This is a genomic window from Dyella sp. OK584, from assembly GCF_057787755.1.
The window spans coordinates 865,992-887,562 of record NZ_CM173542.1; the positions used below are offsets into that span (position 1 = coordinate 865,992).

Sequence of the window (21,571 nt, forward strand, 5' to 3'; positions counted from 1 at the left end):
TCCAATGACGTTGTGTCGCGGAATGGGCCACATGGCTCAGCGTTTTTTCTCATCCAGCCAGCCGCCAGTGAAACCGGCGCGCTCAAGGCCTTTGCGAAGGTACGGATTCTTGCGCATCACGTTCCACACGAAACCGCTGCGCCAGTTTTCGATCATCAGCACGATCGGCCCCTGGTCGATGCCGATCTGCTTGTCGTCGGCCCAGCCCATACCAGGAACCGCGCGCCCTTCTTGCGGCTGGATGCCAGTGTCGTAGCTCGGGTTGAAGGCATCGACGAAACCGTATTTGCCATAGATGGCGTCACCGTAACGTGTCTTCATCTCCATCAGCGCCGGCACCACGATCTCTGGTGCGAAGGCGATGGAACCGCCGGCGGCAGTCGGGGCGATGGTACCGTCATCGGAGACGTAGTCGAGCCCTGCACCGCGCGCCGTATAGCCGTAGAACGCACGCGTGCTGCCGTCGTTGCGCTTCACCACGGCATCGCCCGGGCCGTTGCAAGCGGTCAGCCCCCACACGTTTTCCCCGTAACCGGTCCAGTGATTGGGATTGGCCACGGCATAGGCGCGCTGCGCATAGGTGGCCTGGCGGCTGTTTTCGAAATAGTCGGTGTCGTGCTCGCGACTCCACTCGTCACGGATGCCGCGGAAATCGATCCATGTATGGCTGTACTGGTGTCCGAACAGCGGCGCGAAATTGAGGAAGGTCTTGCCCTGGAACTCGCCCCAGTTTTTCGGATAGGTCCTGGTCCACGCCTTCCACGCATCGCCGCCGACCGGGTGCGTGGGCGAACCGAGCGCCAGCACATACACCAGCATGCCTTCGTTGTAGCCCTTCCAGTCTGCCGGAATGAACTTGCCGCCCGGCGTCCAGCCCATGCTGATCAACGGCGTGTGCGGCTGCATCCAGGTCCAGTCGACGCGACGGTAGATCGTATCGGCCAGCTGGCGGATTTCCTTTTCCTTGGCGTTGTTGTGATCGAAGTACGACTGCGCGAACAGCACGCCGCCCAGCAACAACGTGGTATCCACGCTGGACAGCTCGATCCCGCGCCCGTAGCGCTTGCCGGTTTGCATGTCCAGGAAGTGATAGAAGAAGCCGTGGTACCCGGTGACATCGTCCTCCTCGTCGCCCTGTTTGGCGTCGTTGAAGAAGCGCAGCGTGGCCAGCGTGCGATCGACGGCCTGCGTGCGTGTCACATAGCCGCGTTCTGCGCCGACGCCATACGCGGTGAGCGCGAAGCCCACCGATGCGATGCTGGCGAAGGATGGGCCCGGATAGTGATCCGGCACCAACCCGGTTTTCGCGTCGGCACTGTCCCAGAACCACTGGAAGGTGCGCTTTTCCAGTTCGTCGACCATGGCTTGCTGCGAGGCGGGCAGCGCGGCGTAGCCGTGGGCAGGCGTGCTGGCGAGCGTCGGTGGCGACCAGGCGATGCCGATCGCGAGAGTGATTGCGCCGACCCATGCGGCTTGGAGAATTCGCTTGGACATAAGTCTGTGCCGTTAAAGAGAGGCCCGCATGATGCGGGCCTCGAAAGTAGCCATCGTCCTGATGGCTCGGGGGGTCAAGGTCAGAAGTTGATACCCGCCGTGACCTTCAGGGTACGCGGATAACCCGTGATGTCACCGGTGGGGTTGTAGATGACCGGCCTGCTATTGAGGACGCCCTTGGTCTGGGAGCTGAAAGTCTCAAGGTAGTTGGCGTAGTTGTTCCAGTTGAACGCGTTGATCAGATCGATGCGAACGTAGGCGTTGAGGTTGCCGTAGACCTTGAAGTTCTTGGTCGCCTGGAAGTCGATGTCGCGATAGCCAAAGATCTTGCCGCCGACGATGAAGCGACCGGTGCCCGGCGGCTTGAACGATACCGACTGGCAACCGGCGCCATTGATGGCACCGTTGTCCATGCCGGAAGAGGGCAAGCCATAGCAGGCCAGGTTGAGATCCGGGATGGGCGTAGCCAGCGTCAGCTTGCCGCCGAACACAAAGCCCCACGGACCATCGAGCGAACCGGTGGCCACCAGTCGATGCCTGGCGACGCCAGAGCCGGTGAACGGATAGTTGCCGATCTTCTCGAAGTCAAACGCGTACTGGTCGGTGGGATCGTTGTTGTCGTTGTTCTGCAGCGCATGCGTGTAGGTGTACGCAATCGTGGCACCCCAATGCGAATCCACCGTATAGGGCTTCTCGGCGGACAGCAGGATCTGATCGGTCTTGGTGACAAGGCCGTTGTTGCCGATGATCAGGCTGCCAAATCCGGGAATGCCGTTGCCCCACGGCTGGCTGCCGTTCTGCCAGAAGCTGCCGTTCGGATAGCGGTTGCCCAGCGTGTAGACGATGCCGTCATGGCTCTTGATGTTGACGAAGGCAATGCTGGTGTTCCACTCGCCGATCTTGTTGCGCATGCCCAGGCTGAGCTGGTCGGAGTAAGGCGCCTTCAGGTTGTTGTTGACCATGTCCACTTCCTTGCCCGCGCTGGTTCCTGCCACCAGCGCCTGCAAGTTGGGGATGCTCATGTAACTCGGATTCCACGCGAGACACGTAGCGCTGGGCGTGCACGGTATCTGCGGCGTGTTGAAGAACAAGGTGGGTTGCGACAGTACCGACTTGGTCTGTTCCACCTGCAGCGACTCGTACAGGTTGCGATCGTAGGCGCGGCCCCAACCGCCGAAGATCACGTGCTCTTCGTCGCCGAATAGATCATCGGAGAAGCCGAAGCGCGGCTGGATCTCGCTCTTGCGCGCACTGCGGTTGCTGCCGGTGCTGATGTAGTCGTTGATGTTCACGCCGCCCTTGGCCAGCGTCTGGGCGTAGGTCTGGCCCGCGGGTGCGGCCGGGTCCTGCATGCCGAACGCAGCCACCACGTTAGCCGGCGTCACGTAGTCGAGATAGGACGGGGTCTTCTCGTAGTCCCAGCGCACGCCCAGGTTCAGCGTCCAGTGCTCGTCGATCGACCAGTCGTCCTGAATATAGGTGCCGAACTGCTTGTCGCTGCTGGTGGCCACCGGGCTCTGGCCCGGCACCGGCGAACCGAATTGCACTTTGTACGGAATGGATTCAGTGCCGGTCGGCGCGACGGCGTAAGTGAACAGGGCGTTGCTATCGCCCGCATCCTGCGCGGTCAGTTTCACCGACTTGAACTTCACGCCCATCTTCACGACGTGGTCGCCATACCATGACAGGTCATTGAAGGTCAGGTCATCGGAAATGGCCGGACCCTTCTGGCCCTTGTTCTGGGACGCCAGCGGCGAATTGCCGGTCTGGATGAGTACCTGGTTCTGGTTGTTGTACGGCGTGTAGTTGGCACCGGCGCCCGTGATGACCGGCGAAGGCGTGTAGAACGCGTCTTCGTAGGTGGCCTGCAGGCGGTTGAACCAGCTGTCGGTACTGTGATCCCAGCGAACGTCGAAGCGCTTGTCCGTATTGTCCGTGTTGAGCGCTGCCGAAGAGGTGTTGACGCCACCGATGCCGCTCAGCGAGCTTTCGTCGCGATACTTCGCACTCACTTCGATACGGTCACGATCGGTGGGTTCGTAGTCGATCTTGCCGAACCAGTCGTTCTCCTTGAACGGCAGGCTGGCCGGACCGAACTGCGACTGCACGCTCGCAGGCAGCTGCGGCCAGAGCGTCGAATCGCCCTGCGGAACCACCGTGATCGGACTGTTGAATTCCTTGCCTTCATAGGCAATGAAGAAGTGCGCCTGGTCCTTGAGAATCGGGCCACCGAAGTCAAAGCCGTAGTCCTTTTCGTGCGACTGCGTCTTCTTGTTGGTTGCCTGCTCGGAAGGCGTTTCGGCGCGCATGGCGGTGTTGGTGAAGCTGCCGAACACGTCGCCGTGGAACTCATTGGTGCCCGACTTGGTTTCCGCCGTCACCGCCGCACTGGAGATCTGGTCGTACTCCGCCTTGTAGTTGGAAGTGATGACCTTGTATTCGCCGATGGCCAGCTGCGGGAACGGATTGCCCTGGCTGTTGTTCTGGCCCGTGATGCCACCGGGCAACACGTAGTTCTTCTGGCCAACGCCGTCGATGTAGACGTTGATGTTGGAACTGGCCTGGGCACCTGAGCGCAGGCTCGTGTTGCCGTTGGCGCTGCGCGTGAACACCATGCCGGGCACGGTGTCGGCAAACTCGAGGAAGTTGCGCGAGGCCGCCGGCGTGGTTTCGATCTGGCGGAGCGACACCTGCGAGCCGACCTCCGAGGTCTTCACTTCCTGCAGCGTCGTGGCGTTCACGGTCACGGCGCCGAGCGTCGCAGCGTTGGGTGATGCGGTCGCCGCGCCCGCAGCAAGGTTCAGCGTCGCCACCGAACCCACCGTCACAGTGACTGTGCGCTCGGTACCGGGGCCGGCATCCACCTGATAGGTGCCTGGCTGCAGGCCAACCAGCGCATAGCTGCCGTCCTTGTCGGTATGCGTACGGCGCGTCGAGCCGGTCGCCACATTCTTGACGACCACATCGGTATCGGCCGGCCCTTTGCCACGCAAGGTGGCGTCGGATGTCTGCGCCCACAGGAGCGCCGGCGCCATCGAGGATGCCGTTGCCAGGGCGATGGCAGCAGCTAGTAAACGTTTACTTTTTTGGCCAGGCTTATTCATAAAGTCCTCCCCTCCCTCAATGCCGCCACTCAAATGGGTGACGACGGGTTACTTGTTGTGACGTTGGTTTGATGTGCACCACACGAGTCGCGCACGACGACGTCGCAGCCAAGGGTGCGGGTGTTGGGGCCCGTCTGGGCTTTGCCTTCCATGAGTTGGGCGAGCAAGAGCAGCGCGCTCTTGCCCAGATCCGTAATGCTCACGCGTACCGTGCTGAGTGATGGCGTCACGTACCGCGCGATGAGAATGTCGTCGAAGCCGACCACTGCGATGTCGCCAGGCACGTTGATGCCGGCTTCCTTGAAGGCGTAGAGGCAACCCACCGCCATCATGTCGTTTGCGGCGAACACCGCACTTGGCCGGCTCTTTTGAGTAAGCAGTTCCCGACCAGCGCGATAGCCGGATTCCTCGGTGAATTCGCCGGCAAATATCTTGAGAGGAACCTTTGGCGCGTAGTCAGCCATCGCGGCGCGGTAGCCTTTTTCGCGCTCCTGGGCGTCGAAGTTGCCGGCCGGACCGTTGATGAAGGCGATGGACGCATGACCGACATCCACCAGGTGTTTGACCATGGCGTGGGCGCCAGCGAAATTGTCGATGTTGATCGTCGGATAGCGGGCGTCCTGCACCGGGCTGTCGAGCAGCACAGCGGGCAGGTCCGACGGCATGTTCTTTTCCAGAAAATCCGCGTCGACGAACTGCGAAAGCATGATCATGCCGTCCACTCGTCCGCGCATGGTGCGCACGGCGGCGGCCGCGTCTTCCACGCCGTCATGAGAGCTCGATACCAGCAGATGCAGGCCGCGCGCGCGCGCCGCCAGGTCAATGCCGCGGATCAGCTCCGAGAAGAATTCGCCGTACAGGTCAGGCAGCACCGCGCCAATGGCGTGGGTGCGACCGGTGATCAGGCTGCGTGCCGCATTGTCGGGCACGTAATGCAGGCGGGCGGCGGCTTTGCGCACGGCATCCTGCGTATCCACCGTGACGCCACCCAGGCCATTGAGCACGCGCGATACCGAGGCGATCGAGACTTTCGCCTCGCGCGCAACATCCTTGATGGTGGCCTTCTTGGTGGACACATCGATTCCTTAGGACACAGCAGAAAGGGAGTTCCGCCCCGCGCTGCGGCGGAACGTAAACGTTTTCATCAAATCTTGTAAAGCGCCGAATTCGCGCGTTTTGCGCTGCAACGCAATATTCCTCGATCCCGATTCCGGGAAGGAGATGCGGCAGATTCCCGGACTGGCGCAATGTGCCGTACTTGCGCGGCCATACGGCGGCGCAGCATAGGCCGCAGCGATGGCCGGACATTCAGCAGCGAAACGTTAAGGCTGGGCCATCGCGGGCGACGTCTCGCCCGATTCCCAATCAGAGGGACGGCTTGCCGCCTGCGCCGATCGCGGGCACGGCGGAAGCCCCGAGCCTGTGCGAGAACATCCATGGCCACAGCTCCGGCGTCGCATAAGCCGGCACCCACGAACCATGATTGACGCCGGGGAACTGGGTGTAGCGCACTTCATCCCCGACCTTCAGCAGCGCCGCGTACATGTTGCGCGATTCGCTCGGCGGCACCACGTCGTCCACCGCGCCGTGGAAGATCCACACCGGCATCGGCGTCACGTGCTCGGCCACCCAGCGGTAGGGATTGCTGCCTTCGGGCATGCCGTGCACGGCAAGCTCGGGCATGTCTTCCGGCGCGCGTACGGCACCGCAGACCACGGCCATCGCCGCGAACAGCCCCGGATGATCGACGGCGAACTGCCATGCGCCGTAACCGCCCATGGACAGGCCGGTGAGATAAAGCCGCGAGCGATCGCCATGGTAGGTCGTGATGCTGTCTTCCAGCGCGGCGAGGGCGGCGCGCTCCTGCGCACCGTCCCAGATGGTGTCATTGGGTGCCTGCGGCGCCACCACCACGGCGGGGAAATCGTCGCCGTGTTCCTTCAACCAGGGCGGAAGACCCTGCTTGAGCTGGGCCTGGTTATCGCTGCCACGTTCGCCGCTGCCGTGAAGGAACAGCACCACCGGCCATTCGTGATCAGGCGACCAATGCTTGGGCACGAACACCTGATAGGCCACATCGCGGCCTTCCACCTGCACGTGGCGCGCGATGAATCCGTCCCCCGCGGCGTGTGCCGGCAACACCATAGCGCCACACACGCATGCCATGGCCAACCATGCGTTCTTCATCGTCATGCAGGCTCCCTCGCCCCGGATCAGGGGACGAGGGTAGCCAAGCGCGCCGCGTTCAGGCCAGCATCGCCAGCACCTGCTCGGTCGAACGCACGCGACCCAGCCGCGGGAAGATGTTCTCCACGGCGAAGCGATGATGCTCAGCGCTGGAGGAACTCATCGCGTCTTCCACCAACACCTGGTTGAAGCCCAGTTCGAACGCATTGCGCGCTGTGGATTCCACGCCGATGTTGGTTGAGACACCGCCCAGCACGATCTGCGTGATGCCGCGGCGACGCAGCTGCAGTTCCAGCTCGGTGCCGTAAAACGCGCCCCATTGGCGCTTGATGATGTGAATGTCGCTGTCGGCCACGGCGAGCTGCTGGGCGTATTCCCACCAGTTGTTCGGCAGCGCACCCTTCGTTGGCGACGCCTGGTCGGCCAACGGCTTGAGCATGTCGCGACCATCGGCGGAGAAGCCCACGCGCACCAGCGCCACCGGCGCACCAAGTTCACGGAAACGGGCTGCCAGGCGGCCAGCGCGCACGAATACCTCGTCGGCCGTATGGGGGCCGGCAGCAAAGGGGGCGATGCCCATCTGCAGGTCGATCAGCACCAGCGCCGTGGTGCGGGGGTCCAGCTTTTGCATAGTCATGCTCCGCTCTGCGTGGCCCAGGGCATCGCCACAAGGCTTGCCCAGGACGCCACGGTGAAAGTAAAAGCGTCTTGGCTACACCGCAGTATCGGGGCTTGTACCCGCTGTGGCGGCAACCTGACAGCATCAGTTATGTGAGGATGTCCTCACATAGGAGTTTATGAGGATGGCCTCACGTATTTCAAGCCAGGGTGGGCGATCGCCGCAGCGCCGGCGTGGTCACGAGCGTGTGGCGGCGCTGCTTGCCGCCGCTTCCGCGTGCTTCGTCGAAAAAGGCTACGACGCCACCACCATGACCGAAATCGCGGCCCGCGCGGGGGCTTCCATCGGCTCGCTGTATCAGTTCTTCCCGACCAAGGAGTTGCTGGCCGAGGCACTGATGACCGATCACGGCGAGGCGCTGAACGAGCGCATGGAGCGCCTGGTCGCCCAGGCACCCGGCTGGGATACGGAGGAACTTGCATCGCGACTCATCCGCACCTTCGCCGACTATCGCAAACAGCGCCCGTCGTTCGTCGCGCTGGTCGAAGCGGCCGGATCGCTGCCCTCAATGCTGGGCCGCACCATACGCCAGCGGATGCGCGACTACCTGTGTCAGATCCTAGCCATCCACGCCCCCCAGCTTGCCGCAGGCGATTTGCGACCCGCGGCAATGGTGGTTCAGCAGTTGATGAAAGCCGCCGTGGCATTACAGAACGAGCAACCTGCGTCTCTTCGTCAGGCCGCGCAAACCCAGCTACAGCGCGCCCTCGCGCTGTACCTGCAGGAACTGTCCGGCAACTGATGTCGGCGATGGCTATTTGAACACTAAGACGTCTGGCCATCTGGACGTCCGAATGTGCGTCGCGCCACGTCATCTTAAAAATTTCAAAAGAAACTGTTGACAACCCGTTGGAGCGACCAGTAGGGTCGGTTGCATGTCGCAGCGCAACAGCCAAGATCGCATAGCCGAACCGATCCGTCTCACGACGGTCGCCAGCGCGCTGCGACTTCGCGACAACCTCCTTCTTGTCCTTGTACTCGTACTCCTTATTACCAACGGAGGTGCGGGCTGAGGGCGTGTGTCCAGGTAAAGAAAAACTAACCTGATACCACCTAAAGAACCCCGCACCCGGAAACGGATGCGGGGTTTTTTATTGCCCTTGGCAACGCACACAGCGGAGCTAAGTGATGAAACCCCAGGATCACCCGAACAACGAGAACAGCGACGCGGGCTTTGTTGCCGCCGAACGCGTGCGCATATTCGATACCACCCTGCGCGATGGCGAGCAGGCGCCCGGCTTTTCGATGGATCGCCGCGCGAAGCTACGCATGGCGCATGCGCTGGAGGCTCTTGGTGTGGACATCATCGAGGCCGGCTTCCCCAGCGCCTCGCCCGACGATTTCGCTTCCGTGGCGGACATCGCCCGGATATTGCGCGGCCCCACCGTGTGCGGCCTGGCCCGCTGCCACGACAACGACATCGACAGCTGCGGCCGCGCGCTGGAGCCGGCCCGCCACTCGCGCATCCACCTGTTTCTTTCCACCAGCCCGTTGCATCGCGAGCACAAGCTGGGCATGAGCAAGCAACAGGTGATCGACACCGCGTGCGCCGCCATCGAACGCGCGAAGGTGCTGTGCCACGAAGTGGAGTTCTCCGCCGAGGACGCCATGCGCACGGAGCCGGAGTATCTCGTCGAGGTATTCAGCGCTGCAGCCGCCGCCGGCGCCACCACGCTCAACGTGCCCGACACCGTCGGCTACACCACGCCAGCCGAGATGGCCGAGCGCATCGCCTATCTGCGCAAGCACGTTCGCGGCGCGGAAGGCGTCATCTTTTCCACCCACTGCCACGATGATCTTGGCATGGCGGTAGCCAACAGCCTGGCCGGCGTCAGCGCTGGCGCTCGCCAGGTCGAATGCACCATCAACGGCATCGGCGAACGCGCCGGCAATGCCTCGATGGAAGAGGTGGTGATGGCGCTGAAGGTGCGCGGCCACTACTTCGGCGTGGACACCGGCATCGATACGCGCAAGCTGTATCCCACTTCGCGCCTGCTCACCCAGCTCACCGGCCAGGCCATTGCGCGCAACAAGGCCGTGGTCGGCGAGAACGCCTTCGCGCACGAGTCGGGCATCCACCAGCACGGCATGCTCAAGCATCGCGGCACCTACGAGATCATGCGTCCGCAGGACGTCGGCATGGGCGAAACGCGCCTGGTGCTTGGCAAGCATTCGGGTCGCCACGCCTTGCGTCAGCGCCTGCAGTCGATGGGTCACGAGGTGGACGAGGCGGAGATGGACAACATCTTCGCGCGCTTCAAGACGCTGGCCGACAAGAAGCGCGAGATCCACGACGAAGACCTGGAAGCCCTCGCACTGGGTCTGGACCCGGAAGCCGCCGGCCCCTGGCGCATCGTGCAGCTCAACACCAATTCGCACATGGGCGGCAGCGCGTCGGCCTCGGTGAAGCTGTTGCACGACAACGGCAACGAAATCGGCGAAGCCGCCATCGGCGACGGCCCGGTGGATGCCGTGCTGCGTGCGATCGAGCGCGCCACCGGTACCACCCTGGACGTCACCCAGTTCCAGGTGCGCGCCGTCAGCGAAGGCGGCGACGCGCAAGGCCAGGCCCAGCTCACCGCGCGCCACGCCGACCGCGATTGGCGCGGCAACGGCGTGAGCACCGACATCATCGAAGCGACTGCCCACGCGGCGCTCGCCATCGTCAACCGCATCGAACGACAGGGTGCCTCACGTTTCGATGCTCCTATTGAAGAGTGCGGCCATGGAAGTCCGCTCTTTGACCTTCGCGCGAATGGACGCGCGCAAAAGGAGATCACGCAATGACCACACCATTCCTCTGGCACAACGGCCAGATCAAACCCTGGACCGAGGCCACGGTTCACGTCAGCACGCACGCGCTGCACTACGGCTCCTCGGTGTTCGAGGGCGAGCGCGTCTATGCCACGCCGCAAGGCCCCGCCTACTTCCGTCTCGCCGATCACACGCGCCGCCTGTTCGAGTCGGCGCGCGTGTACGAGATCGAGATCGGCTACAGCGAGGCCGAGATCAACGCGGCCTGCCACGAAGTGATCCGCGCTAACCGCATGAAGTCCGCGTACGTGCGTCCTATCGTGTTTCGCGGCGCGGGTGGCCTGGGCGTGTTGCCCAAAGCCGATTCGCCAGTAGATGTCGCCATCATGGCGCTGGAATGGGGAGCCTACCTGGGCGATGCGATCGAACACGGCGCGGACGTTTGCGTGTCGTCGTGGCATCGTCCCGCCCCCAACACCTTGCCGAGCTGGGCCAAGGCCGGCGGCAACTACCTCAGCAGCCAGCTGATCGCGCTCGAAGCGCGCCGCGGCGGCTATGCCGAAGGCATCGCACTGGGTCACAACGGCCTGCTGAGCGAAGGCGCCGGCGAAAACCTGTTCCTGGTGAAGAACGGCAAGCTGCTCACGCCGCCCACCAGCGCCGGCATTCTGGCCGGCATCACGCGCGAGTCGGTGATCACCCTGGCCGAACAGATGGGCATCAAGGTGGAAGAACGCGACTTGCCGCGTGAAGCGCTGTACGCGGCAGATGAGATCTTCATGACCGGTACCGCTGCCGAGATCACGCCGGTGCGTTCGGTGGACCGCAAACAGGTCGGTGCGGGTCGTCCCGGTGACATCACGCGCGCGTTACAGAAAGCCTTCTTCGGCCTGTTCGACGGCACCACCGCCGACCAATGGGGCTGGCTGACGCCTGTATCTGATGCGGTCGTCCCTGACCACGAAGATCAAAAAGCGGCCATCCATGGCCGCACTCCTCAACAACAGCCCACCTCGTTGGGAGCGACGGCATGACCGCCAAGACTCTGTTCGAGAAAATCTGGGACGCGCACATCGTTGCGACCGAGAGCGCCGACACTCCGGCGGTCCTCTACGTCGACCTGCATCTGGTGCACGAAGTCACCTCACCGCAGGCCTTCAGCGAACTGCGCGAGCGCGGTCTGAAGCTGCGTCGGCCGGATCGTATGCTGGCCACGCTGGATCATTCCACGCCCACCTTGCCCGCCGGCGCCGATGGCGAACGGCCGTACGCGAATGCCGAAGCAAAAGCGCAGGTGGCGCAGCTGGAAACCAACTGCCGTGAGTTCGGTGTCGAACTGCATGGCTGGGACAGCAACGACCGCGGCATCGTGCATGTGATCGGTCCCGAGCTGGGCGCGACCCAGCCGGGCATGACCATCGTGTGCGGCGACAGCCACACCTCCACGCACGGCGCCTTCGGTGCGCTGGCGTTCGGCATCGGCACCACCGAGGTTGGCCATGTGATGGCTACGCAGTGCCTGCTGCAACGAAAGGCCAGGACATTGGCGATCCACGTTGACGGTCAACTGCCGGCGGGTGTTGGGGCGAAGGATTTGATCCTGCACATCATCGGCGAGATCGGCGTGGACGGCGGCACCGGTTACGTCATCGAATACCGCGGCCATGCCATCGAAGCGATGTCGATGGATGAGCGCATGACGGTGTGCAACATGTCGATTGAAGCGGGCGCACGCGCTGGCCTGATCGCGCCGGATGCCACCACGTTCGCTTGGCTCAAGGGCCGTCCGCGCCTGCCGCAAGGCGCCGCATGGGAAACCGCCGTGCAGCGCTGGCAGTCACTGCGCACCGACGAAGGCGCCACCTACGATCGCGAAGTGCGCATCGACGCAAGCAAGGTGCGCCCTACGGTCACCTACGGTACGCATCCGGGCATGGCGATTGCCATGGACAAGCCGGTGCCGGCCGCACGCAACGCACAGGAAAAGCGCGCGCTGGACTATATGCGCAGCGAAGCGGGCAAGCCGATGCAGGGCATGCCAGTGGATGTGGTGTTTGTCGGCAGTTGCACCAATTCGCGCCTGTCGGACCTGCGCGAAGCTGCACACGTGCTTCGTGGGCGTCGCGTTGCTGATGGCGTGCGCATGCTGGTGGTGCCGGGTTCCGAAGCAGTGCGCCGCGATGCGGAGAACGAAGGCCTGCATCACGTATTCACCGCCGCCGGTGCCGAGTGGCGTGTTCCGGGCTGCTCCATGTGCATCGCCATGAATGGCGACCTGGCACAGCCGGGGCAGCTGGTGGTGAGCACGTCCAACCGGAATTTCGAAGGTCGCCAGGGCAAGGGCGCGCGCACGGTGTTGGCCAGTCCGGCGACGGCGGCAGCGTCGGCGCTGGCGGGACACATCGCCGATCCGCGTGAGTACATGGCGGAGGTGGCGGCATGAGCGGCGCGAGTTTTTCACTCCCTCTCCCCTCCGGGGAGAGGGCTGGGGTGAGGGGTCACTCTTGCTTCGGTTCAACCTCAGAGCGCGCTTCGATCAGCGCCGCCGCGAGCACCCGCCCTTCACCACCTTTAGGTGGCTCACCCCAACCCTCTCCCCGGAGGGGAGAGGGAGCCAAGGCGTTCGCTCTTTCGTGTTCTTGCCCTTCGGAGGTTTTCTAATGCGCGCCATCACCCGCCTCCACTCCCGCACCGCCGTGCTGCCGGACGAAAACATCGACACCGACCGCATCATCCCGGCGCGCTTTCTCACCACCACCGAACGCGCGGGCCTGGGCAAGCTGTGCTTCAACGATTGGCGCTATCAGGCCGACGGCAGCAACAACCCGGCGTTTCCGCTCAACCAGCCGCAGGCGCAGGGTTGCTCCATCCTCGTTGCCGGTCGCAACTTCGGCTGTGGCTCCTCGCGTGAGCACGCGCCGTGGGCACTGCTGGACTACGGCATCCATGCGGTGCTGTGCAGCGAGATCGCGGACATCTTCCGCAACAACGCGCTGAAGAACGGCCTGCTCGCCATCGTGCTGGATGAGGCCGAGCATCGTTGGCTGCTGGAACACCCGGGCATCGAGCTTTCCATCGACGTGCGCGAGCAATACATCGCCCTGCCCGATGGCGGACGCATCCACTTCCAGCTCGAACCGTTTGCCCGCCATTGCCTGCTCAACGGAGTTGACCAGCTGGGCTACCTGCTGCAGCACGCCGACGCCATCAACGCTTACGAACAACGCACGGAGAAAGCCGCATGAGAGCGCATATCGTCACCCTGCCCGGCGATGGTGTCGGCCCCGAAGTCACTGCCGCAGCGGTTGCCGTGCTCGATGCGGTCGCCGCGCATTTCGATCATCACTTCCATTTCGAAGAACAGCAGATTGGCGGTTGCGCCATCGATGCCACCGGCGAACCGTTGCCCGCGGCATCGCTGGAAGCCTGCAAGGCTGCCGATGCCGTGATGCTGGGCGCTGTGGGTGGACCGAAGTGGTCCGACCCGAATGCGCCGGTACGTCCGGAGCAGGGTCTGCTCGCGCTGCGTGCCGCACTTGGCGTGTACGCCAACCTGCGTCCTTTGCAGGTGCATCCCTCGCTGGCTTCACTGTCACCACTGAAGAACGAGAAGCTCAAGAACGTCGACGTGCTGTTCGTGCGCGAACTCACCGGCGGTGCCTACTTCGGTGCCAAGACGCGCACCATCGATACGGCCATCGACGAGTGCAAGTACACCGTTGCCGAGGTGGAGCGCGTGGCGCGCCGCGCGTTCAACCTCGCGCGCGAACGCCGCAAGCATGTCACGTCGGTCGACAAGGCCAACGTGCTGGAGACCTCACGCCTGTGGCGCAGCACGGTGACGCGCATCGCCGCCGAATATCCGGACGTGAAGCTGGAACACCAGCTGGTCGATTCCATGGCGATGCTATTGCTCACCCAGCCTAGCCGTTACGACGTGGTGGTTACCGAGAATCTGTTCGGCGACATCCTCACCGACGAAGCTGCGGCATTGGCCGGATCGCTAGGCCTTCTGCCATCCGCGTCGCTTGGTGAGGGCAAGGCCGGTTTGTACGAACCCATCCACGGCTCGGCACCGGATATCGCCGGCCAGGGCATCGCCAATCCCGTCGGCGCGATCCTGTCGGCGGCGATGTTGCTACGTCATTCGCTGGGCCTGGAACAGGAAGCTGCCATGGTAGAAGCCGCCGTGGCTGAAGTGATCGAACGCGGCCCGCACACGCGCGACATCGGCGGCCATGCCGGCACCCACGAGGTGCTGGAGGCCGTGCTCGCTGCCATCGACGAGCACGCCTGCAACGCCGCCGCCTTCCTGCGTTGGGGGCGCGCCTGCGGATGAGCCCGAACACCCATCCCACCCGCGGCGCTGCGATGCGCCCGTCCTTCCCTTCAACCCGGAAACATCATGCGCAGTGATCTCATAAAAACCGGGCCCGACCGCGCACCCGCACGCGCGATGCTGCGTGCCACTGGCCTGGACGACGACGCTATCGCCAAGCCCCTGGTGGCCGTGGTGCACACGTGGTCCAACGTCAGCCCGTGCAACCTCAACCTGCGCGAGCTGGCTGAACACGTCGCCGAAGGCATTCGCGCAGCGGGCGGCACGCCGATCGAGTTCAACACCATCGCAGTGACCGATGGCATCGCCATGGGTACGCCCGGCATGCGCGCTTCGCTCATCAGTCGAGAAGTGATCACCGACTCGATCGAGCTGGCCGTCGATGGTCACTGCCTGGATGCGATGGTGGTGCTGTGCGGCTGCGACAAGACCATTCCCGCTGCTGCGATGGCGATGGCGCGTTTGGATATCCCAAGCGTCGCGCTGTACGGCGGCACCATTGCGCACGGCACGCACGACAACCATCCCATCACGATCCAGCAAGTGTTCGAGGCGGTCGGCGCGTATGGCGCAGGCAAGATCGACGACGCCGAGCTCAGGTCGGTCGAGCGCGACGCGTGTCCCGGTGCAGGCGCCTGTGGTGGCCAGTTCACCGCTAACACGATGGCGATGGTGCTCTCCACGCTGGGCCTGTCGCCGATGGGATTCAATGACATTCCCGCCACGCATCCGGCCAAGGCTGCGGCCGCGCGTCGTTGTGGCGAGCTGGTGATGGAGTGCCTCGAGGAAAACCGCACGCCACGCGCAATGCTCACCGAGACGGCATTCCGTAATGCCACGCGCATGGTCGCCGCCACCGCCGGCTCCACCAATGCCGTGCTGCATCTGCTGGCGATTGCACGCGAAGCAGGCACACCGTGGACGCTGGAAGATTTCGAGCCAGCATCGAAGCACACGCCGGTGATTGCCGATCTGTTGCCGGGCGGCCGCTATACCGCCGTCGAATTGTTTGGCGCTGGTGGTAGCGCGCGCGTCGCGCAGGAATTGATCGCCGCCGGCATGCTTGATGATGCGCCGACTATCACCGGTCGCAGTTTGTTCACGGAAGCTGCCGCCGCGCCGCGTGCCGACCAGCAGGATGTCGTGCATCCGGTGACGCAGCCGCTGAAGCCACGCGGTGGTTACTCCATTCTCTACGGCAACCTCGCGCCGGAAGGCTGCATCCTCAAGCTCGCCGGCAAAGGCGCGAATCATTTCGAAGGCCGCGCCCGCGTGTTCGAAAGCGAGGAGCAGGCGTTCGCCGCCGTGCAGGGCGGCAGCATCGAGAAGGGCGATGTGATCGTCATCCGCAACGAAGGCCCCGCTGGCGGCCCGGGCATGCGCGAGATGCTCGGCGTCACCGCCGCACTCGTCGGCCGCGGCCTGGGCGATGACGTCGCGCTGATCACGGACGGCCGTTTCTCCGGTGCCACGCACGGCTACATGGTTGGCCATATCGCACCCGAAGCGGTGCGCGGTGGACCGATCGCGTTGCTGCGTGAGGGTGACCGCATTCGCATCGACGCCGACAGCCGCCAGATCAGCACCGATGCTGATCTCGTCACGCGGCGCGTCAACTGGCGGCCGCCGGCTCCCAAGGTCACGCGCGGCGCGCTGGCCAAGTACGCGCAACTGGTGGGCTCCGCTTCGGACGGCGCCATCACACAGCTTTCCGCATCGCGCACTTCCGCTTCCCAACCTTCCAACACAGCCCACGAAGACACGACCGCAGGAGTCACCGCATGAGCAACCAGACCTCGAACGACACCCTCGCCAAGGCCCGTATCGCCGTACTCGGCTTCGGCAGCCAGGGCCGCGCCCACGCCCTCAACCTGCGCGACTCCGGTCTCGATGTCGTGGTGGGCCTGCGCAAGAACGGCCCCTCGTGGGAAAAGGCGCGCGCCGAAGGCTTCAACGTGGCCGAGCCGGGCGACGCAGTGAAGGATGCCGACCTGGTCGCCGTGCTCACGCCCGATATGGTGCAGCCGGCGCTGTACAAGGAACACATCGCGCCGAACATCAAGCCCGGCGCGGCGCTGCTGTTCGCACATGGCTTCAATGTGCACTTCAAGCAGATTGATCCGCGCACCGACATCGACGTGATTCTCGTTGCACCGAAGGGCCCCGGCGCACTGGTGCGTCGTGAGTATGAAATCGGACGTGGCGTGCCTTCCATCTGGGCGGTGCATCAGGACGTTAGCGGCCACGCGGAGGCAAAGGCCAAGGCGTATGCCGATGGCATAGGTGGCGGTCGCGCGTTGCTGATCAAGACCGACTTCAAGGAAGAGACCGAGACGGATCTGTTCGGCGAGCAGGCCGTGTTGTGCGGTGGCGCCAGCTCCTTGGTGCAGGCGGGCTTCGAGACGCTGGTAGAAGCCGGTTACCAGCCGGAAATCGCGTACTACGAGGTGCTGCACGAGCTGAAGCTGATCGTGGACCTGTTCTACGAAGGTGGCATTGCGCGCATGCTTGAGTTCGTCTCCGAGACCGCGCAATACGGCGACTACGTGAGCGGCCCGCGCGTGATCGACGCCGGCACCAAGGCGCGCATGAAAGACATACTCACCGACATCCAGGACGGCACCTTCGCGCGCAACTGGATCGCCGAGCACAAGGCCGGCCTGCCCAACTACAAGAAGTTCAAGCAGGCCGATCTGGAGCATCCGATCGAGCAGGTCGGCGCCAAGCTGCGTGAACGCATGCCGTGGCTTCAGGCGAATGCGCCGAAGGCCGCGGAGCCGTTGAAGAAGGTGGGTTAAGCAAGCGCAAGGGTATAGCGCCGTCATCCCTGCGGAAGCAGGGATCCAGCGACTCTCAACGTTTCGACACTCTCCAAAAGGCACTGGATCCCTGCTTCCGCAGGGATGACGAGCCTGGAGCAGCCGCTTCACCTGCCAATGTTTGTTTCGCTTACGAGGGGCGCTTTTCCCGAAGCACGCAATACCTCTCACCGGACCTCCCCTGCAACGCGGGGGAGGTAGTTTTCACAGACGCTGACCCGCCGCAGACAAGGCGAATCCAAGGGAACCCCGACCATCGTGAATGTGCCCACGCAAAAGGAAATGCCTGCATCCGCCGCCATCCATCCGCTCGCCGGCCAGGTCATGAGCGGTGCGGAGGTGGTGGTGCAGGTATTGGCCGATGAAGGCGTCAACGTGCTGTTCGGCTATTCGGGTGGCGCGATCCTGCCGGTGTACGACGCGGTATTCCGCTACAACGCCACGCATCTGTCGCCCAACGGCGGTGAACCGATGCCGCTGATCGTGCCTGCCAACGAGCAGGGCGCCGGCTTCATGGCCGCTGGTTATGCGCGTGCGTCGGGCAAGGTCGGCGTGGCCATCGTCACCTCCGGCCCCGGTGCCACCAATATGGTTACGCCGGTGCGCGATGCGATGTCCGACTCAGTTCCCATGGTGGTGATCTGCGGCCAGGTGCCCACGGCTGCGCTGGGCAGCGATGCGTTTCAGGAAGCGCCGGTCAGCAACATCATGAGCCCGTGCGCGAAGCATGTGTTTCTGCTGACCGATCCATCGCGGCTGGAAGCCACGCTGCGTACTGCGTTCGAAATCGCGCGCAGTGGCCGGCCCGGCCCGGTGGTGGTGGACATCCCCAAGGACGTGCAGAACACGTCACTGAATTTTATCGGCGAGGGCACGCTGCCGATCCCCGGCTACCGCGCTCGCCAACATGCGATCGAGCATGCGCGGGTTGATGATGCGCAATGCGCAGCGTTCTTCGACGCACTGTCCAGGGCCAGACGCCCGCTGATCTATGCCGGTGGCGGCATCACCGCCAGCGAGGCAGCGGCAACGCTGCGAGCCTTCGTGCAGCAGTTCGGCCTGCCGGTCACCACCACCTTGATGGGCATTGGCGCAGTCGACACCACCGAGCCATTGGCGCTGCACATGCTGGGCATGCACGGCACCGCCTATGCCAACTATGCGGTGGATGATTGCGACTTCCTGCTGGCGCTGGGCGCGCGCTTTGACGACCGCGTGGCGAGCGTACCCGACCGCTTCGCGCCACATGCGCGTTTCATCGCGCAGATCGACATCGACCCGGCCGAGATAGGCAAGGTGAAATCGGTGCACTGGCACCATCACGGTGACCTCGATCGCACGCTGTCGCGTCTACAGCAATACGGCCAGCGTCACGAGCTCAACTACGCCGCCGACGGTCGCTACGCCGAGTGGCATGCGCATATCGCCGCGCTCAAGGCCACGCACGCGCTCAACTACGATCGCGACAGCCCGCTGATCCAGCCGCAGGCGGTGATCGAGGCGATCAACCAGCACACCCAGGGCCGCGCGGTGATCAGCACCGGCGTGGGCCAGCACCAGATGTGGGCGGCACAGTATTTCGATTTCCGCGAGCCGCGCCATTGGCTCACCTCAGGTTCGATGGGCACCATGGGCTTTGGCCTGCCCGCCGCGATCGGCGCGCAGTTTGCGCGTCGCGACGCGGTGGTGATCGACATCGACGGCGACGCCAGTATCCGCATGAACCTCGGCGAATTGGAAACCGTCACCACCTACCACCTGCCGGTGAAGGTGGTGGTGCTCAACAACATCGGCGACGGCATGGTGCGGCAGTGGCAGAAGCTGTTCTTCCGCGGCCGCTTTGCCTCGTCCGACAAGAGCCTGCATAAAAAGGATTTCATCAAAGCGGCGCAGGCCGATGGCTTTGAGTGGGCGCAGCGGCTGGAACGCAAGGAAGAACTGGCGGAGACCATCGCCGATTTCCTCGCCTTCGACGGCCCGGCGTTCCTGGAGGTAATGATCGATCCGGATGCTGGTGTGTATCCGATGGTCGGTCCCGGTGCGACGTATGCGCAGATGATCACGGGCGATTTCATTCCTTCGCGCGTGGCACCAGCGGCGTCGGAGGATGCGACGTCCGACATGTTCTAACCACGCCCGGGATGAATCTTTGCTCGTCATTCCAGCGAAGGCTGGAATCCAGTGTCATCCGTGCTTCGCAGAGGCGCTGGATCCCGGCCTTCGCCGGGACGACGATTTCGAAGCGGCTCGACTCGATGCAGGCCCAGCCATGAAACACACTCTATCGATTCTCCTGCAAAACGAATCCGGTGCGCTGATGCGCGTGGCCGGCCTGTTCGCTGCGCGCCACTGCAACATCGACACACTGACCGTCGCCGCTACGCGCGACCCGGCGGTCTCGCAGCTGACGTTGGTAATGCATGGCGCCGATGACACGGTGGAGCAGATCATCAAGCAGACGCGCAAGCTGGTCGACGTGATCGAGGTGACTCACCCGGCGCCTGTTACCGCGTCATGAGCGCGTTGGCCGAACAGGTCGAAGCCGTCACCGGGCTCAGCGAGTACGAGTTGCTTCGCCAGACCGTGGGCGCGCGTGTCTACGACGTAGCACGCGAAACGGCGCTGGAGGCCGCACCACTGCTATCGGCGCGACTGGGCCAGCGCGTTCTGCTCAAGCGCGAAGACCAGCAGCCCGTGTTCTCGTTCAAACTGCGCGGCGCGTACAACCGCATGGCATCGCTCAATGCCGCGCAGCGCGCATGCGGCGTGATCGCCGCCTCGGCGGGCAATCATGCACAAGGTGTGGCGCTGGCTGCGGCACGTCTTGGCATACGCGCTGTGATCGTGATGCCAGTCACCGCACCGCAAGTGAAAGTAGATGCCGTACGGCGATTCGGCGGCGCACAGGTGAACGTGGTACTGGCCGGCGATTCCTATAGCGACGCGCAGGCCACCGCCGCGCAACTGCAGGCCGAGCATGGCTACACCTTCGTGCACCCGTTCGATGATGCGGCGGTGATTGCCGGGCAGGCGACGGTGGGCATGGAGATCCTCCGCCAGCATCCGGGGCCTTTGCATGCGGTGTTCGTGCCGGTAGGCGGTGGCGGGTTGCTTGCCGGCATCGCGGGATACGTCAAGGCGCTGCGCCCTGAGGTGAAAGTGATCGGCGTGCAGACCTGCGATTCCGATGCGATGACCCGTTCGCTGGAAGCCGGTGCGCCAGTCACCTTGTCCGAAGTGGGTCTGTTCGCTGACGGTACGGCGGTGAAGCGCGTAGGTGATCTCACCTTCGAGCTTTGCCGCAGGCACGTCGATGCCATGATTCGTGTGGATACGGATGCCATCTGCGCGGCGATCCGCGATGTGTTCCATGACACGCGAAGCGTGCCCGAGCCTGCCGGTGCGCTGGCACTCGCCGGGCTCAAGCAGTACGTGGCGACACATGGCATTGCTGCCGAGTCGATGGTGGCCATCGTTTCCGGTGCCAATCTCAACTTTGACCGTCTTCGTTTCGTGGCCGAGCGCGCCGAGGTGGGCGAACAGCGCGAGGCGGTGTTCGCGGTCACCATCCCCGAGGAGCGCGGCAGCTTCCGCCGCTTCTGCGCCGCGCTAGGGCAGCGCAGCATCACCGAATTCAACTATCGCATCGGCAACGCCACCGAGGCGCATATTTTCGTGGGCGTGCAGACGACGCGACGCGACGAGCGCGAGACGTTGATCGATGCGTTCCGCGCGCACGGTTTCGGCGTGCTCGATCTCACCGACGATGAACTGGCCAAGCTTCACTTGCGCCACATGATTGGCGGCCGCTCACCGCTGGCGCGTGATGAGCTGGTGTATCGCTTCGAGTTTCCCGAACGGCCGGGCGCGCTCACGCGCTTCCTGGGCCACATGCATCCGGACTGGAACATCAGCCTGTTCCATTACCGAAATCAGGGCGCGGACTACGGACGCATCCTGGTCGGTATCCAGGTGCCGGAAGACGAGCGGGCGCTGTTCCAGTCGTTCCTGGAGGCGCTGGGCTATCCGTTTCGGGATGAGAGTGACAACCCGGCGTATCGGTTGTTGTTGCGGGAGTGATATTTCCCTTCTCCGTCTTCCCTGTGGTTCTTAACAGCCGATGGGCTGGTCAAGCTGGGAGCCAGCGCATCTGTGCGTCACGACGAAAGGCACTGGGTCCCAGCGTTCGCTGGGA

General features: G+C 63.8%; 16 protein-coding genes. 11 read left to right on the forward strand and 5 right to left on the reverse strand.

Annotation, left to right across the window (positions count from 1 at the left end; all coding sequences use genetic code 11):
- Nucleotides 1–36: 36 nt before the first annotated feature.
- From AC3CBN_RS03830 to AC3CBN_RS03850, 5 genes are all read right to left on the reverse strand, one after another.
- The gene (locus AC3CBN_RS03830; RefSeq protein ID WP_488635496.1) at nucleotides 37–1,494 is read right to left on the reverse strand and encodes a glucoamylase family protein; all 1,458 of its coding nucleotides are present in this window, start codon (nucleotides 1,492–1,494) and stop codon (nucleotides 37–39) included.
- Between the two features lie 80 nt (nucleotides 1,495–1,574).
- The gene (locus tag AC3CBN_RS03835; RefSeq protein WP_488635497.1) at nucleotides 1,575–4,598 is read right to left on the reverse strand and encodes a TonB-dependent receptor; all 3,024 of its coding nucleotides are present in this window, start codon (nucleotides 4,596–4,598) and stop codon (nucleotides 1,575–1,577) included.
- 29 nt (nucleotides 4,599–4,627) lie between these two features.
- Nucleotides 4,628–5,674 (reverse strand): LacI family DNA-binding transcriptional regulator, encoded by a 1,047-nt coding sequence (locus AC3CBN_RS03840; protein WP_488635498.1) that lies wholly within the window; start codon nucleotides 5,672–5,674, stop codon nucleotides 4,628–4,630.
- A gap of 289 nt (nucleotides 5,675–5,963) precedes the next feature.
- Complete coding sequence (locus AC3CBN_RS03845; protein ID WP_488635499.1) at nucleotides 5,964–6,791, reverse strand: carboxylesterase family protein; 828 nt, start codon at nucleotides 6,789–6,791, stop codon at nucleotides 5,964–5,966.
- Between the two features lie 52 nt (nucleotides 6,792–6,843).
- The gene (locus AC3CBN_RS03850; RefSeq protein WP_488635500.1) at nucleotides 6,844–7,422 is read right to left on the reverse strand and encodes a hydrolase; all 579 of its coding nucleotides are present in this window, start codon (nucleotides 7,420–7,422) and stop codon (nucleotides 6,844–6,846) included.
- Nucleotides 7,423–7,588: 166 nt separating this feature from the next.
- Here AC3CBN_RS03850 and AC3CBN_RS03855 point away from each other — a divergent pair, with 166 nt between their 5' ends.
- From AC3CBN_RS03855 to ilvA, 11 genes are all read left to right on the forward strand, one after another.
- Nucleotides 7,589–8,206 (forward strand): TetR/AcrR family transcriptional regulator, encoded by a 618-nt coding sequence (locus tag AC3CBN_RS03855; protein WP_488635501.1) that lies wholly within the window; start codon nucleotides 7,589–7,591, stop codon nucleotides 8,204–8,206.
- A 386-nt stretch (nucleotides 8,207–8,592) separates the two neighbouring features.
- Nucleotides 8,593–10,251, forward strand: a complete 1,659-nt coding sequence (locus AC3CBN_RS03860; RefSeq protein WP_488635502.1) for a 2-isopropylmalate synthase — start codon at nucleotides 8,593–8,595, stop codon at nucleotides 10,249–10,251.
- Entirely contained in the window at nucleotides 10,248–11,252 is a 1,005-nt protein-coding gene (locus AC3CBN_RS03865; RefSeq protein ID WP_488635503.1) for a branched-chain amino acid transaminase, read from the forward strand. The genes AC3CBN_RS03860 and AC3CBN_RS03865 overlap by 4 nt, the downstream gene beginning before the upstream one ends.
- Nucleotides 11,249–12,661, forward strand: a complete 1,413-nt coding sequence (gene leuC, locus AC3CBN_RS03870) for a 3-isopropylmalate dehydratase large subunit (protein ID WP_488635504.1) — start codon at nucleotides 11,249–11,251, stop codon at nucleotides 12,659–12,661. The genes AC3CBN_RS03865 and leuC overlap by 4 nt, the downstream gene beginning before the upstream one ends.
- Before the next feature lie 217 nt (nucleotides 12,662–12,878).
- Nucleotides 12,879–13,463: a 3-isopropylmalate dehydratase small subunit gene (gene leuD, locus AC3CBN_RS03875; RefSeq protein ID WP_488635505.1), complete on the forward strand. Its 585-nt coding sequence runs from the start codon at nucleotides 12,879–12,881 to the stop codon at nucleotides 13,461–13,463.
- On the forward strand, nucleotides 13,460–14,557 hold the full coding sequence (gene leuB, locus AC3CBN_RS03880) for a 3-isopropylmalate dehydrogenase (RefSeq protein WP_488635506.1): 1,098 nt from the start codon (nucleotides 13,460–13,462) through the stop codon (nucleotides 14,555–14,557). The genes leuD and leuB overlap by 4 nt, the downstream gene beginning before the upstream one ends.
- A 66-nt stretch (nucleotides 14,558–14,623) precedes the next feature.
- On the forward strand, nucleotides 14,624–16,342 hold the full coding sequence (gene ilvD, locus AC3CBN_RS03885; protein ID WP_488635507.1) for a dihydroxy-acid dehydratase: 1,719 nt from the start codon (nucleotides 14,624–14,626) through the stop codon (nucleotides 16,340–16,342).
- A complete protein-coding gene (ilvC, locus tag AC3CBN_RS03890) occupies nucleotides 16,339–17,355 on the forward strand; it encodes a ketol-acid reductoisomerase (protein ID WP_488635508.1) in 1,017 nt (338 codons plus the stop codon). The genes ilvD and ilvC overlap by 4 nt, the downstream gene beginning before the upstream one ends.
- A 303-nt stretch (nucleotides 17,356–17,658) precedes the next feature.
- Nucleotides 17,659–19,506, forward strand: coding sequence for a biosynthetic-type acetolactate synthase large subunit (ilvB, locus tag AC3CBN_RS03895; RefSeq protein WP_488635509.1), 1,848 nt, complete (start codon nucleotides 17,659–17,661; stop codon nucleotides 19,504–19,506).
- Nucleotides 19,507–19,645: 139 nt separating this feature from the next.
- Nucleotides 19,646–19,894: an acetolactate synthase small subunit gene (gene ilvN, locus AC3CBN_RS03900; RefSeq protein ID WP_488635510.1), complete on the forward strand. Its 249-nt coding sequence runs from the start codon at nucleotides 19,646–19,648 to the stop codon at nucleotides 19,892–19,894.
- The gene (ilvA, locus tag AC3CBN_RS03905) at nucleotides 19,891–21,456 is read left to right on the forward strand and encodes a threonine ammonia-lyase, biosynthetic (protein ID WP_488635511.1); all 1,566 of its coding nucleotides are present in this window, start codon (nucleotides 19,891–19,893) and stop codon (nucleotides 21,454–21,456) included. The genes ilvN and ilvA overlap by 4 nt, the downstream gene beginning before the upstream one ends.
- Nucleotides 21,457–21,571: the final 115 nt, after the last annotated feature.

Coding starts and splice junctions, on each gene's coding strand:
- AC3CBN_RS03830 (WP_488635496.1), bottom strand. CDS start 1,494: ATGTCCAAGCGAATTCTCCAAGCCGCATGGGTCGGCGCAATCACTCTC.
- AC3CBN_RS03835 (WP_488635497.1), bottom strand. CDS start 4,598: ATGAATAAGCCTGGCCAAAAAAGTAAACGTTTACTAGCTGCTGCCATC.
- AC3CBN_RS03845 (WP_488635499.1), bottom strand. CDS start 6,791: ATGACGATGAAGAACGCATGGTTGGCCATGGCATGCGTGTGTGGCGCT.
- AC3CBN_RS03850 (WP_488635500.1), bottom strand. CDS start 7,422: ATGACTATGCAAAAGCTGGACCCCCGCACCACGGCGCTGGTGCTGATC.
- AC3CBN_RS03855 (WP_488635501.1), top strand. CDS start 7,589: ATGGCCTCACGTATTTCAAGCCAGGGTGGGCGATCGCCGCAGCGCCGG.
- AC3CBN_RS03860 (WP_488635502.1), top strand. CDS start 8,593: ATGAAACCCCAGGATCACCCGAACAACGAGAACAGCGACGCGGGCTTT.
- AC3CBN_RS03865 (WP_488635503.1), top strand. CDS start 10,248: ATGACCACACCATTCCTCTGGCACAACGGCCAGATCAAACCCTGGACC.
- leuC (WP_488635504.1), top strand. CDS start 11,249: ATGACCGCCAAGACTCTGTTCGAGAAAATCTGGGACGCGCACATCGTT.
- leuD (WP_488635505.1), top strand. CDS start 12,879: ATGCGCGCCATCACCCGCCTCCACTCCCGCACCGCCGTGCTGCCGGAC.
- leuB (WP_488635506.1), top strand. CDS start 13,460: ATGAGAGCGCATATCGTCACCCTGCCCGGCGATGGTGTCGGCCCCGAA.
- ilvD (WP_488635507.1), top strand. CDS start 14,624: ATGCGCAGTGATCTCATAAAAACCGGGCCCGACCGCGCACCCGCACGC.
- ilvC (WP_488635508.1), top strand. CDS start 16,339: ATGAGCAACCAGACCTCGAACGACACCCTCGCCAAGGCCCGTATCGCC.
- ilvB (WP_488635509.1), top strand. CDS start 17,659: ATGCCTGCATCCGCCGCCATCCATCCGCTCGCCGGCCAGGTCATGAGC.
- ilvN (WP_488635510.1), top strand. CDS start 19,646: ATGAAACACACTCTATCGATTCTCCTGCAAAACGAATCCGGTGCGCTG.
- ilvA (WP_488635511.1), top strand. CDS start 19,891: ATGAGCGCGTTGGCCGAACAGGTCGAAGCCGTCACCGGGCTCAGCGAG.